This is a genomic window from Vibrio sp. A37 (genome assembly GCF_059777565.1).
In genome coordinates, this window is record NZ_JBLNLI010000001.1 from 786558 (window position 1) to 799539 (window position 12982).

13 protein-coding genes are annotated in these 12982 nt (G+C 39.8%); 4 read left to right on the plus strand and 9 right to left on the minus strand.

Annotated elements, in window-relative coordinates; all coding sequences use genetic code 11:
- Positions 1 to 28: 28 nt before the first annotated feature.
- The 7 genes from ACM2FC_RS03390 to ACM2FC_RS03420 all read right to left on the minus strand — a co-directional run bounded on the left by ACM2FC_RS03390 (position 29) and on the right by ACM2FC_RS03420 (position 7962).
- Entirely contained in the window at positions 29 to 1354 is a 1326-nt protein-coding gene (locus ACM2FC_RS03390) for a hypothetical protein (protein ID WP_498479416.1), read from the minus strand.
- A 342-nt stretch (positions 1355 to 1696) separates the two neighbouring features.
- Entirely contained in the window at positions 1697 to 2425 is a 729-nt protein-coding gene (locus ACM2FC_RS03395; protein ID WP_498479417.1) for a prephenate dehydratase domain-containing protein, read from the minus strand.
- Between the two features lie 192 nt (positions 2426 to 2617).
- Positions 2618 to 3688: a glycerophosphodiester phosphodiesterase gene (glpQ, locus tag ACM2FC_RS03400; RefSeq protein ID WP_498479418.1), complete on the minus strand. Its 1071-nt coding sequence runs from the start codon at positions 3686 to 3688 to the stop codon at positions 2618 to 2620.
- Positions 3689 to 3704: 16 nt separating this feature from the next.
- Positions 3705 to 5069, minus strand: a complete 1365-nt coding sequence (glpT, locus tag ACM2FC_RS03405; RefSeq protein WP_498479419.1) for a glycerol-3-phosphate transporter — start codon at positions 5067 to 5069, stop codon at positions 3705 to 3707.
- A gap of 361 nt (positions 5070 to 5430) precedes the next feature.
- Positions 5431 to 5805 carry a cystatin domain-containing protein gene (locus ACM2FC_RS03410; RefSeq protein WP_498479420.1) on the minus strand — a complete coding sequence of 125 codons (375 nt, stop codon included), beginning with the start codon at positions 5803 to 5805 and terminating at the stop codon, positions 5431 to 5433.
- Between the two features lie 143 nt (positions 5806 to 5948).
- Positions 5949 to 7289 (minus strand): sensor histidine kinase, encoded by a 1341-nt coding sequence (locus tag ACM2FC_RS03415; RefSeq protein ID WP_498479421.1) that lies wholly within the window; start codon positions 7287 to 7289, stop codon positions 5949 to 5951.
- Entirely contained in the window at positions 7270 to 7962 is a 693-nt protein-coding gene (locus ACM2FC_RS03420; RefSeq protein WP_498479422.1) for a response regulator transcription factor, read from the minus strand. The genes ACM2FC_RS03415 and ACM2FC_RS03420 overlap by 20 nt, the downstream gene beginning before the upstream one ends.
- Before the next feature lie 315 nt (positions 7963 to 8277).
- Here ACM2FC_RS03420 and ACM2FC_RS03425 point away from each other — a divergent pair, with 315 nt between their 5' ends.
- Positions 8278 to 9111, plus strand: a complete 834-nt coding sequence (locus ACM2FC_RS03425) for a DUF6279 family lipoprotein (RefSeq protein ID WP_498479423.1) — start codon at positions 8278 to 8280, stop codon at positions 9109 to 9111.
- Between the two features lie 43 nt (positions 9112 to 9154).
- Here ACM2FC_RS03425 and nfsA read toward each other — a convergent pair whose 3' ends face one another.
- Positions 9155 to 9877, minus strand: coding sequence for an oxygen-insensitive NADPH nitroreductase (gene nfsA, locus ACM2FC_RS03430; protein WP_498479424.1), 723 nt, complete (start codon positions 9875 to 9877; stop codon positions 9155 to 9157).
- A 261-nt stretch (positions 9878 to 10138) separates the two neighbouring features.
- Here nfsA and ACM2FC_RS03435 point away from each other — a divergent pair, with 261 nt between their 5' ends.
- The gene (locus ACM2FC_RS03435) at positions 10139 to 10474 is read left to right on the plus strand and encodes a hypothetical protein (RefSeq protein WP_498479425.1); all 336 of its coding nucleotides are present in this window, start codon (positions 10139 to 10141) and stop codon (positions 10472 to 10474) included.
- 380 nt (positions 10475 to 10854) lie between these two features.
- Positions 10855 to 11532 (plus strand): MaoC family dehydratase, encoded by a 678-nt coding sequence (locus ACM2FC_RS03440; RefSeq protein WP_498479426.1) that lies wholly within the window; start codon positions 10855 to 10857, stop codon positions 11530 to 11532.
- 131 nt (positions 11533 to 11663) lie between these two features.
- On the opposite strand, the gene ACM2FC_RS03445 is transcribed toward ACM2FC_RS03440, so the two are convergent.
- Positions 11664 to 12482 carry a phosphate ABC transporter substrate-binding protein gene (locus ACM2FC_RS03445; protein WP_498479427.1) on the minus strand — a complete coding sequence of 273 codons (819 nt, stop codon included), beginning with the start codon at positions 12480 to 12482 and terminating at the stop codon, positions 11664 to 11666.
- Positions 12483 to 12615: 133 nt separating this feature from the next.
- On the opposite strand from ACM2FC_RS03445, the gene ACM2FC_RS03450 reads away from it, so the two are divergent.
- Positions 12616 to 12969, plus strand: coding sequence for a DUF3024 domain-containing protein (locus ACM2FC_RS03450; protein ID WP_498479428.1), 354 nt, complete (start codon positions 12616 to 12618; stop codon positions 12967 to 12969).
- Positions 12970 to 12982: the final 13 nt, after the last annotated feature.

Below are 12982 nucleotides of genomic sequence, written 5' to 3' on the forward strand. Positions count from 1 at the left end.
ACCATAGCCCTTTTAGTCAAGATGGCTTTTATCCTTCTTCGTTTAAGGTATCCATATAGGAGTCAAACTGGCCAAAGGCGGTTGAAGCCATATTAGACACAGTAAAGGTTTCTGATATTTTGTTTTTTATAGTCGTACCATCTTTGAGGTTTTGCCACTTTTGTTTTCTAACTGCTTTTTTAAACTCATCTTCGTCTGTACCAGGGATAAAGTTGGTTTCACCTCGAGCAGCATTTAAGACTTGAAGCGCTCCAGGTTTTTCACTAGTTAACTGGATTGGACATTCGGAAATAAATGCTCTTGCTTCATCCTGCAAAGATCTATACGCAGACAGTAGATCTTTTTGATGGGAGAAAATAGGATCGACTGGGCCACTTCTACCAAACTTTCTTTTCAGTTTTCTGTAAAGTTTGGTGGTTTTGGATGGAGGATTAGGTTTCGCATTTACAATATCTAGGAAATTATATGGCGAACTATAGCAAGGCATACATACAATGTAGCTAGCTAGGATCGGGATAGTTTCCATTTGTCCACGAAGCCACTCTTTAAACCTAGTAGCAGTCAGTGTTCCTGCTTTTAATTTGAGGTTGATGCATTGCTTTTTAAATTTCTTAAAGTTTCTAACCATCATGTAGCGATCAAATAATCCTTTCAAGAAATCAAATACCGCTTTTACCGCTTTTACTACGGTAGTGACTGTCGACGAGATTCCCAGAGTACCTACATCAATAAATAGCGAGCCGACAGAGGTTAGGGCAACCACACCTTTCTCGATAGCAACCGACCCAATTTCTGAACGTACAGTTTCAATAACATCTTCAGCACTTGCATATCTAGTATTACTACTCAAATTTCGAGTTTTGTAATAAGTCACTGATTTTTGTAAAACAGGATAAATTGCTGTTGCGGCTTTCTTAATATCACCGTAAATTGGCGCGACCTCTTCCAGAACTTTAAATATGAGCTTAGGGACCATAGAGACTATTGCATTCTGAACGTGCTGAAGTACCGCTCCGCCATGACGACGGAAAAATTCCTTTAGCTTGTCTTTAACTGTGGTTATTATCTTTTGTATGTATTTGTATGCTTTAGAATCTTGGACACCAGATTTTGCTTTTTCTATTCCCTGAGTGACATAGAAGTCTTTCCCACTTGACGCTTGCGATATTGAGTCTGCTAAATCATTAGTTGTAGACAAGCCATCGACTGCGGTTTGAATTTTTTCGATAAGCGTTAGCCCTTCAATATTCGTATTCGAAAAAAGATTCAGCATATCTAGGTACATTGGGGGTAAGGCATTGTTGGTGTTTAACGGTGGTGGCTCACTTATCGCATTCGACCTTTGTCTAGGCATAACAGGTACCTCTAGTGTGGGTTAATTTACAACTAGTTCCAAATTAGCCAGTGGTAGTCCTACTTAAAATGCATTGGGGTAAATTTACTGCGTACTGCCGTTGCAATATCTACATATATGGCTATCTCTAAACCTGAGCTCAGGTTATTTACATTTATTTCAGTTTTAAATTTAGCACAAAAAAGATTTTATTTTTGTCGATAAATCGTCACTATGTGTAACATTGAATATTAAAATTGGAAAGAAGTTAATGTTTTTAATGATTTATGTTAATAGAGATGTTACTTAAATCTTTGATTTTGTATTTGAAAGCCCAGGTGAGGCCCTAGGCTTTGCTTTCTACTATAAAACGTTTTTATTTTTATTTTTCGCAGTTTTAATAATTTGTTGCAATTCTGAAGCAGCGAGATTCTCAGAAATAGGCTTTTCACGCTTAGTCACTTCTGCAAGCATAAAGCTGGTGCGATTTGACTTGTCGTTTTGAATATTTGTGCCCACGTTGACTAAATTCGGATATATCTCATTCAACACGCAAGCACCGACCGCAACTGTGCCTTTTGGCAATTTATGCATTGCCACTTCCTTAGCGGCGTAAGCAGTACCCTGCGGAACTGCTATTTCAGTTGCTTTATACGACTGATTCCATTTACTCACTTCTTTGAGTGCCGCTGGATGCGAGGCTATCGCTTTAATTGGTTGTTTGGCTTCTACATCCTGTTTGCTCATAAAGGCGCACATATCTATGGGGGTAGTAATAAAGGCGATAGGTTTGGTGACTTTGTATTCTTCCAATGCTTTCACTGTTGCATTCACCAACTTACCTGTAATTGTTGAGTTTTCGATTGCAGTGAATGCGACCCCTTTATTGAGATCTGCTTGCTTATACGTGTTTAACAGTGTGCCAGAAAAAATGACGTCACTCTTAAGTTCTGGCTCTTTTTTTATCAGCTGGTGCAGTGCTGCATCATTAAAGCTTCCTTTTGACGCTTGCACGTAAATTGTTGGTGCTGCCTGAGCAGCAAAAGGTGCTACGCAGATTAATATTGCAGCGAGCTTTTTTAAAGAAAACATAAAAGACCTGTAATTTGAACTGAAGTTGGAAACACAAAATACTAAAGAATATTCTGGACTCCAAGGGTAAATATTAAATTTGTTGATAATTTTAAAAATGACAACTTAATAATAATATTTATTTATGTTTCCTTAATGTAATAAATAACCCGCCTCCATAATGGAGGCAGGCTATATGAGAAATATGTCGAGCTATTTCCCTGTGTCATTTGAGTGTAAAAAGTTTACCGCTTTATCTGGAAAGTCAGTAAATACACCGTCAACCTTTACTTTGTTATAGAAAATATTCAGCATGTCATCAAAGTTATCTGCATAATCAGGAATTCGTCCAGAGTCAGCCCTAAAGGTATAAGGATGAATGTCTAAGCCCGCCTTTTTAGCAGATTTAGCGAGTGGGAGGATAATAATATTATCCTTTGTAGAGGTTTCGTCAACCAACATTGATTTCCAAGGGCCGATACCATCTGCGTATTCAGCAACTTTTTCCATACCATTTGGTTTAAACATCCAATCATATTTGTACGGAATAAGTTGGCCGTTTTTTCTTACCATCGTCTCATTCCAATCTGTATACGCCATTAATTGAATTAATTTTAACTCCATATGCATATTTGGTAATAGTTCATCATGGATTCTCTTCAACTCGATTGGGTCAAAACTTTGTAGGTAGGCATTGCTGTTTTTTGACGTGTAACCATATTTTTTTAATGTATTAAGTACGGCTAAACTAATATCTTTGCCTTCATTCCGATGAAACCATGGAGCTTTTATCTCTGGGTATATGCCAATATTGTAACCCAGAGTTTTGTTAAGCCCTTGGATAAGTTCGATTTCCTCTGCAAAGGTATGAACTTTGAACTCAGACTTCCACATTGGAAACCGCTCTGGGAATATTTGTTGCTGTTTGCCATCTTTATCTAAATTAAACCCTTCAGTCGCATTTAAGCTTTTGATTTCTTCCAGCGTAAAATCTATCGCGTAAAAACGCCCATCAGGCCGAGCCCGGTTAGGGAACTTGATAGCGACATCGGTCACACGGTCTAAATATCGGTCATGCAGAATGACGAGCTTGTCATCTTTTGTCATCACTACATCTTGTTCGATGTAGTCTGGTTTCATGGCATAAGCCATCGCTTTTGCAGCCATGGTATGCTCTGGTAAGTAGCCAGACGCACCACGATGAGCAATTACTATTTGCTTCGCTTGTGCAAGCGATGTCATCGTCATGAAAGCAGAGAGAGCAAATACTTTGAGTAATTTCATTAATCGGTATCCTTTCCTAAGCTAGATTCTCAGAGGCTTGATGTTTGTTTTTATGATGCAGCCTTTCACCAACATATGCGTAAATTAGACAAGCAATCGCGGCGATACATGCTCCAACCAATACAATAAACCCACCATTCCAACCAAATTTGTCTACGGTATATCCGAGTACAGCATTGGCGGCAACTGCTCCCCCTAGGTAGCCAAATAATCCTGTTAAACCTGCGGCCGTTCCCGCTGCTTTTTTAGGAGCGAGTTCTAGCGCATACAGGCCAATTAGCATGACAGGGCCATATATTAAGAAGCCAATTGCGATTAAAGCTAGCATGTCGACAGTTGGGTTACCGGCAGGGTTGAACCAGTATACGAGCACAGCAACAGTCACAAGCACCATAAACAAGATTCCAGCTGGGGCACGACGACCTTTAAACAGTTTGTCCGATATCCAACCACAAAGTAGGGTTCCGGGAATACCGGCCCACTCATAAAGGAAGTAAGCCCAAGAAGACTTATCTACACTGAAATCTTTCGCTTCTTTAAGGTAAACAGGAGCCCAATCTAGAACGCCATAGCGGATCAGATAAACAAAGGCATTTGCGATGGCGATGGACCAAAGTAGCTTGTTGGAAAATACGTATTTAAAAAAGATTTCTTTGGCGGAGATTTCTTTCTCATGTGAGGCGCTGTAATCATCAGGAAAGTCCTGCTTATACTCTTCGATGGAGGGCAACCCACATGACTGAGGTGTGTCTCTTACTGTCAACCAAATGAAAATGGCGACCAGCGTGGCAAAAAATGCTGGGACATAAAATGCGGTATGCCAGTCATCGTTAAATAACCATAATCCTAATAAGAACATTGGGCCAATTAGACCACCACCAACATTGTGGGCAACGTTCCATACGGAGACGATTTCTCCTCTCTCTTTTCTAGACCACCAATGCACCATGGTTCGTCCGCAGGCTGGCCAACCCATACCCTGAAACCAACCATTGATAAACAGTAGAATAAACATGGCAGTGATGCTGCCCGTTGCCCAGGGCATAAAACCAAAACAAAACATAACTAACGCGGACATCAGCAGGCCAGCACTCAAGAAATACCTTGGATCTGAGCGGTCAGACACACTACCCATTAAAAACTTGGAAAGGCCATAGGCAATCGAAACCGCCGCTAAAGCTACACCTAAATCTCCTCGGCTATAACCTTGTTCGATTAGGTAGGGCATAGCTAAACTAAAGTTTTTTCTAACTAAATAGTAGCCAGCATAGCCGAGAAATATGCCAAGAAATAGTTGCCAACGGAGTTTTGAGTAGGCGCTATCAACTTTGTCTGAAGATAGCGGAGGTAAATGGGCCTTTGGCTTAAATATACCAAACATAGGTGTCCTCATTATTATTTATTTTTATATGAAACGTACGATAGCTTTGTATGTCCATATAGCAATTTACAGAACGAATGCTCGTACGAAAGTGTGAGGAGTTTGTTAAATATTGAAGGTTATTTCTGTGATGAATGTGGTAATAGTGTGGATAAATATATAGTTAATGATATAAGTTAGATCTGCATATCACTAAAAAGTACAACTTTTCTGCACTCAATAAAGCCATTTTCGAATGTGTTAAGTTTCGAAGGAGTAAGTTTTGTTTGTTTGTTGAGCGATTTAAATGCTTCAGCTATTTGCTGAAGCAAAAAGAGGGAGTTGTCATACAGTTGTTGTAGGACTTTAAAGGTTCAACATATTACGAACAAAGCGGACCTTGCTGAGGTGGTTTTGAAATAGCGTATTCGCCTTTGAGACTGCGGTAAACAATAACATGCCAAACAGTATTGTCTGTAAGACGATACTCAATCGCGTAATTAATACCATTGACCACTTGTGAGTGTACAGAAATAATGCTGTCGAGTTTAGCGCTAGTATCCATATGAGACATCACCAATTTTAACGCTTTATGAATGTCAGGGTTTACTTCAGTCGCTTGCCAACCACCAGGCAAGTTAGCCGTTGTGTCACATATTGGGTTTTTCACTTTGGGCGTTTCTACTTTTTTCACTTCCTTTTGTCCACAGCCCGCTAAAGCTAAAGTGCAAATGGTTAGCGCTATTAGTTTCTTCATGTTGATTCAGTCCATATACAGCCAGAGGTAGCGAAGATAAGCTTGCGGTTACGGGAAGCTACCTCTTGAGATAATTTCAATGTGTTGAAGCGTCTAATGATACTGATATATGTGTAAAGAATCCGTCAAAAGCTGTCAGGATTTTATGAATATTGATAGTCGGTCTTTTGAGGGGTATCGGCTCTAGTAAATTGAATGGTGACTTTGCGACCACCCTCAACAACCTCATGATGATAATACCAACCCATTTTTGAAACGATTCGTTCGACAAGCTGAAGGCCGAGTCCGTAACCATAATCGCTAGAACTTAACCTTTGAGTGCTTAAACTTTCGTCGTTGTTTTCAATAACGATACAACCACGTGAATACTCAATCCCTACTCTGCCTTGTTGCGTATATTGAAATGCGTTTCGTAAAATGTTGTTAATGACCAACTGACAAGGGATCATCTCTATAGGTAGCTCTTCTTGTGAGATATTTGGGTGGATGTTAACAACTTTGCCTTCAAGCAGGTATTGATTATCTTCAATAAGCGTTTCTAAAAGGTCATTGAAGTTTACAATATTTACTCCAAGTTGACGATCGTCTTCACTGCTTAACCAAAGCAAAGTTTCGGTTATATGCTGCATATTAAGTGCTGCTCGATTAACCCTTGCAATAGATGCGGCATATTTCTTGTCTCTTTCAGCGATCTTTTCTAGCAACTCTCCATTGTTTCGCATAATTGCTATGGGTGTTCTAAGCTCATGACTCGCATGACGCAAAAAGCTTTTATCTTTTTCAATAAGTTGAGTGATCTTTACAAAGCTTGACTGTTGTTGTCTTGCTACACGATTGATTTCTTCGAATTGGAAATCAGGTATTGGCTTATTGATATCCTCGGCTGTCAAAGAGTCGGCCCAATCACCTAATCTGGCCAGTAATCTAAGCGTTTTAAGCGCGAAGAAACGAGCCATAATGTGCATTATGAAGCCAATGATAAAGCCAATTGGAAAGGTTAATAAAAGTAGGGTGGTGAATCTGTTTTTAGTAAAAAAAGACAGCTCACTAGGGACGTTAAATATTCTCGTTAAATAAAGAGTCTTTCCATCATTTAAGGGGTAAGTAAGTAAAAATAAGGTTTTGTCGGGCCAAAAGACATGTGTGACGTGGCCGTCGATATACCTAATACGTCTTAAGCTTATTTGTGTCGGATCTGCTGTTGGAGATATCGTACTTTGTATCCAGTCAGGTAGAGAATGCCAACCTATATAGCTGCTGATGTTGGCAGTGTGTGGCAGTGGCGCAGTGGTAGATTTGTCATAAAGTTTTGAGAATTGCTGTGCTTCGTTTTCTAAAAACTGATAGTGAGCCTCTTTAAAGCCTTGGACTGTAAACCATCCGACAAAGTACGTATAAGTTAGAATGACGATTACAGTCGTTGTGAGTTGTGCTCTGGTAAACGTATTTTTTATAGATACTGGTTTATTCGCTTTGGTCTTCACAATAGTCTTCCCTAAAGGCAAACCCTTGACCTGAAATTGTTTTGATTAGCTTGACGTTAAAGTCACAATCTAATTGCTTTCTTAGCTTAAACAAGTGAACTTTTAAGCTGTTGCTATTAGGGCAGTCATCTCCCCAAACTGAAGAGTAGAGTTTTTCACGGGATACAACATTGGGTGAGTTGCGCATTAAAATTTCGAGCAACTTCCAGCCGATTGGAGATAAGTGAATTTCTTGTTTATCTCTAGTTACTGTTTTTTGGCTAAAGTCAGCCTCAACACCAAACATGGAAAATATGTTGCTTTGACCACTATTTCTTTTTGCTAATGCTTTGAGCCGAGCAGTGAGCTCTAGCAATTCAAATGGTTTAACTAAGTAATCATCGGCGCCTGCTTCGAATCCCAAGAGTTTATCGTCGAGTGTGTCACGAGCAGTTAGCATGATGATTGGTATACTTACCCCTTGCTCTCGTAATTTTTTACACACGGTAATGCCATCAATTTTAGGCATATTGATATCCAATACTATTACGTCAAACTCGTACTTCTTTATTAAAGATAGGCCTTCCATTCCGTTTGCAGCATGGTCGCAGCAGATTTCTTCTAATGCGAGATAGTCTATGACAGTTGCTGCCAAATCCATATCGTCTTCAATCAACAAAACAGATGAGCTCATTTGGTTACCTTATTTGCAGGAGCTTTCGTTATTATAGACGATGTCAAATGTCGCCTTTTAATGAAAGTAATAATCAAAACAACTAGAGCGGAAATAACACTTGTCATTAAACTTGCATGATTACTCGTTTAAATTCTCAGGCCGAACTTTATTGATTCATGTTGTGAATGTAAATTTTGATAGAGGCTTGTTGTGTTAATGAATGTTTCCCGCAGAGCTATTATCGAATAGTGAGAGGTTAATGGAGGGTTACCATGTTTCTTGTGGCAGATTATCTATAATTATACCGTCGTGGAAAGTGTGGAAGGTTTAGCTTTGAAAAAATGGATAGGGTTCGCTATCTGCTTATTATGCGCAGGTTGTGGGACTCAGCTAGCATACAACAATGCGGATTGGTTGGCTGTTCGATATATCGAAGGTTATATCGACTTAGATGATAGCCAGCAGGAGATGATAAAGCGAAAGGTAGATTTGCTTGGTAAGTGGCACCGTGAAAATGAATTAGCACTATATGTAAGTCAAATTGACGAGCTAGTGGCAATGTCACCGCAGCAGTTTTCTACTGCTGATCTTGAATCGCTACAGTCTGAAGTTAGAAAGCGCAGTCAAGTCATGTTACAAAAAGCGGCACCAGATATTCTGCTGTTGGTTCAAAGCCTTTCTGATCAACAGGTTAGGGGTTTTACTGCCGTAATCGAAGAAAAACATAAAAAAACAGAGCTTAAGTTAGAGAAGAGATCCTCTAAAGAGTCTAGAAAGATATATGCTGACAGAATCAAGGGTACGCTTAAGGAGTGGCTAGGCTCAGTCAATGAAGAGCAGGCTAAGACAATAAGCATATGGGTTCAAGAAATAGTGGGTACTAAAGTGGAATGGCTTGAATACCAAGAAAGGTTAAGAGGGGAAATTAGCAAACTGTTAGATAATAGACATAATCGAATGTATCTCGTTACTCACTTCAACCAGTTGGTTTATTTCCCAGAAAATTATCACTCAGACAGCTTAAAAGCTAAGCGCCAACATAATCTAGCACTAGCGAACAAATATATTGTGGAGATCGTTCAATCAATGAACGAAAAACAGACTCAACATTTAAAAGATGAACTTAATGATTGGCGAGAAACCTTTATTGAGTTACAACAAGGTTGAACCCACATTGTTTCAAAAGCCAGTTCAACCATTGTTTATTCGGTTACCTTTTTGCTAAGCCTTTTTCAGCAAGGTATCCTTTAATATGAGGTCTAGATTCTTTCGTCAATTTAGATCTCATTTGATCTGACCAAGATTGTTGCTTGTTGTTAGAAGAGCGCTGTGAATAGTACTCCAGCATTGTTTGATCGAATTTTTCAACATCCTTTAAATCTAACGAGTGGTACTGATTTTCATGAACGACGACGCTCAATGGTAGACGGGGCTTAAGCTCTGGCTGTTGAGCAGGGTAACCTAGACACATACCAAACAATACCGCCGCGTGGCTGGGTAGCGCTAACAATTGGTCGACGTCTTTTGCGTTATTGCGCAAGCCCCCAATGTACACCCCACCCAAACCTAAAGACTCAGCTGCCAACATGCAGTTTTGTGCCATAATTCCGGCGTCAATGGCCCCAATTAGTGTTAATTCAGTAAAATCTAATTGAGCACTAGGACAAAGTTGCTGGTGTCGGTTGAAATCGATACAAAATACTAGAAACTCCGCGGCGGCTTGAACGTATTGTTGGTTGCCAGCAAGCTCCGCAAGTTTTTGACGCTTGCTCTCGTCAGTTACGCGAATGACTGAAACAGCTTGAAGTAAACTAGACGATGAAGCAGCTACCCCCGACTGAGTGATGGTATTGAGCTGCTCTTCGGAAATCTCCTGTTCGGTAAACTTGCGAATAGAACGATGGGAAAGAATGGTGTCGATAACAGAGTTCATAATTTATCCATGAATAATTTTCATTTTAATAACTGTACCCTTGTTAAGGTACATTACGACCGGTAACAATTGTTCGTATTTTACCTCAATAAGTGTGATCTTGCGTTTAAATCGCAACTACAACATAATGTTTTTACTACTAAAAAAAACAAAAAAAGGTAGATTTATATTGTAACAACCTATGTTAACGGTTTGCATGTTTGATCAGCAAACCCAGTTCAGGGAAGCAACGTTCAATTGAAGTCAATCAAAGGTGCTTGTATGAAGCTAAAGTCGTTAAGTTTTTTGATCTGCTGTTCTTTATCTTTTTCTGCTCTCGCTGATACACCTGTTCTCAAAAATGACCCCAAAAGGCCTGTAAAGGAAATAAGCCATGATCTAGGGGTGACTGAACAACAATTTGTTGATTGCTTTAGTCATGTGAATCCTACCCCTGGTGGGAATCGACCAGAGTCTACTCAGCGAGTTCACGCCAATAAGAAAGTCTTATTAGAATGTTTGCAGAAAGCAAACCCTTCGATTACCAACGACTCTTTGGACAGTGTAATGGATAAGTATCGGCCCGGTGGTCGCAAAGCTCAGCAGCCACTCAGCTAAAATTACATTCGCTCGGATTATCATTGGGTTTGTGTACTAAAAAGGTCAATAGGCCCTAAAGTTTCGAATACGGAAGCCGACAATTATTAAGCTAGCTGTAGGTACTCAATAGGGGCCATCTAAATAATTGGCACCAAAATTGATGGGTAACTTAAGGTAATTTTGATGGAGAAAATCAATCGTGGTCAGAACTGTCACTAGAGTTATAGCTCTAAAGAGGTGTGTCTAATAAAATAATGTTTTATTTATAACTTATTGAAAAATAACAAAATAGTAGCTAAACGTTAACGGTTGTACGCTCGAAAGTCGTTGCGTATATCTGTGAACTGCTTCAAAATTAGAGGGTTGCCAGCTTGTTTGGTTAATTTCTGAGGGTTTCTATGAAAGTCGCGAATCTGTTAAAGCATCATGGTGAATCTATCTCAAAACACCACTCTGAACTTGTTCAGAGAATGTCTCCTATGCTACGTGGTTATTGGGGAGAGTTTTTAAATAAGACTCACGGTAGGCATTTTTTCGCCTGGGTTAGGGATTTTCAGCAACCTGCAATCAATGAAGATGGACCGATTCAAGAACCGATTGTGTTAAAGCCTGCTGCACAGGAATTGTACAATGAGCTCAACGAGCAAATCGGCGAAGTAATTCATGTCGGAGACTGGGTTTCTGTTGATCAAGAGCGCATAAATCAGTTCGGTCAAGTGACAGAAGATATGCAGTGGATTCACACTGACCCTAAGCGCGCTGAATCAGAGTCTCCTTTTAAAACGACAATTGCACATGGCTTTTTGACGTTAGCGTTACTGCCAAAATTGACCGATAGCGTTGACCCGGAAGATTCGTTATTTCCAACTGCAAAGATGGTCGTTAATATTGGGTTAAATCAAGTACGATTTCCTTATCCGTTAAAATCTGGTAGTCAAGTACGGGCCAAGAGTACCTTGACCAAAGTAACGCCAATCAGAAGAGGACTTGAGGTAGAGAGAGAAATTCGTGTGGAAATTGATGGAGTTAGGCGTCCTGCTTGTATAGCGGTCTCGGTAATACAGCTCCACTTTTAAGCCGATAAATTACTTTTTGAAAACCTAACACTTAAGTTTCTTTGCCCTCCAAAAAAGGAGGGCTTTTTCTTGTTTTAATTTCTACTCGGTGATACGGCACCCATTATAGCTTCTGTTGTCCAAAGACCTAGTTATTGACTGGCGGGAACATAACCGTATTCAGCGATAAGCTCTTTAGCCTTTTTTGAAAACAAAAACTGAATAAAATTTTTCGCTTGATTGTCTAGCTTTTTGTCTTTGTACAAAATAAGAAATGGTCGTGACAGGCCATAATTACCATCGAGTATGGTCTTTTCTGTGGGGTAGTACCCATCAAATTTAATCGCTTTGATTGAGCTGTCGACAGAGCCCATAGAAATAAAGCCTATCGCTTGCTTGTTGTGATTGACGAGTGTTTTAACCATGCTATTGCTGTTGACGACCAAGTTATCTTGACTAATGTTTGATACTAGTCTTTTGTTCACCACTTTGGTTAAGCCGAGCAGGGTCTCAAAACTGTATCGTGAACCAGAGGAGGCTTCACGGGTAACCACGGCTATCTTTTGGTCAATGCCACCAAGCTGTTTCCAGTTGGTTATTTTCCCTTGATAAACATCGTATAGTTGCTCTCTGGTGATTTTGTCCACTGGATTTGCATTGTTGACTACAATAGCTAAGCCGTCATAGGCAATAGTTTTTACTGACAAATCAGGGCTATCTTCTTTTTCCGTTAAATATCTAGAGCTCATGCCAATGCTGACAATATCTTTTTCAACTAAAGTTATGCCTGCTGTTGAGCCCACACCTTGTACAGCTATATAAGGGTCTGAATGATCTGCATTGTATCGCTCTGCTAACACATCCATTAGACGAGCCTCGGATGTCGAGCCAGAGACGATCAGCTCTGAGGCGAAACCTGTGGATATCATTAATAATAGTGGCGTGAAGCAAAATACGATTTTTCTAAGCATGTCATTCCCAAATTTGAAATATAAGATTGATGAATACTATTATCTATACATTACAAATTTGTGAATTTTAGTACAGCAAATTTGATTTCTAATACATAATGTACATAGCAGCGAATGGGATTGAGGCTTACCTATGAGTTTAGTGAGTATGTTGCAGCGGCAAGTTGAGAGCAGAGCTCTAATTGTATGCTCTAATAGAAATCAGGGTGTCCCTGTTGAGTTGGGGGGCAAATCTAACTTCGAAACAATAGACAATGGTGTTGAGTTCGTTGTGGAGCACTATTTGTTAGACTCTGCACATTGTGACTATATGAGCTCGGTAGCAAGAGTAGAGTGGAGCGAAAGTCAAGACTGCTGGTTATTGCTTGTGCCACGTTCAGATGAAGCGGGTGAGCATTGGCTTCCATACCCACATTTATCCCAGAGCAAAGATTTAACAGCCATCATGCGGGAAATAGAAAAAGATCCCTACGCGTCTTTTTGGTAATCGGGCAATCTTT

Excerpts from the sequence above, each read along its gene's own strand:
- ACM2FC_RS03390 (WP_498479416.1), bottom strand. The coding sequence starts at position 1,354 with ATGCCTAGACAAAGGTCGAATGCGATAAGTGAGCCACCACCGTTAAAC.
- ACM2FC_RS03395 (WP_498479417.1), bottom strand. The coding sequence starts at position 2,425 with ATGTTTTCTTTAAAAAAGCTCGCTGCAATATTAATCTGCGTAGCACCT.
- glpQ (WP_498479418.1), bottom strand. The coding sequence starts at position 3,688 with ATGAAATTACTCAAAGTATTTGCTCTCTCTGCTTTCATGACGATGACA.
- glpT (WP_498479419.1), bottom strand. The coding sequence starts at position 5,069 with ATGTTTGGTATATTTAAGCCAAAGGCCCATTTACCTCCGCTATCTTCA.
- ACM2FC_RS03410 (WP_498479420.1), bottom strand. The coding sequence starts at position 5,805 with ATGAAGAAACTAATAGCGCTAACCATTTGCACTTTAGCTTTAGCGGGC.
- ACM2FC_RS03420 (WP_498479422.1), bottom strand. The coding sequence starts at position 7,962 with ATGAGCTCATCTGTTTTGTTGATTGAAGACGATATGGATTTGGCAGCA.
- nfsA (WP_498479424.1), bottom strand. The coding sequence starts at position 9,877 with ATGAACTCTGTTATCGACACCATTCTTTCCCATCGTTCTATTCGCAAG.
- ACM2FC_RS03435 (WP_498479425.1), top strand. The coding sequence starts at position 10,139 with ATGAAGCTAAAGTCGTTAAGTTTTTTGATCTGCTGTTCTTTATCTTTT.
- ACM2FC_RS03440 (WP_498479426.1), top strand. The coding sequence starts at position 10,855 with ATGAAAGTCGCGAATCTGTTAAAGCATCATGGTGAATCTATCTCAAAA.
- ACM2FC_RS03445 (WP_498479427.1), bottom strand. The coding sequence starts at position 12,482 with ATGCTTAGAAAAATCGTATTTTGCTTCACGCCACTATTATTAATGATA.
- ACM2FC_RS03450 (WP_498479428.1), top strand. The coding sequence starts at position 12,616 with ATGAGTTTAGTGAGTATGTTGCAGCGGCAAGTTGAGAGCAGAGCTCTA.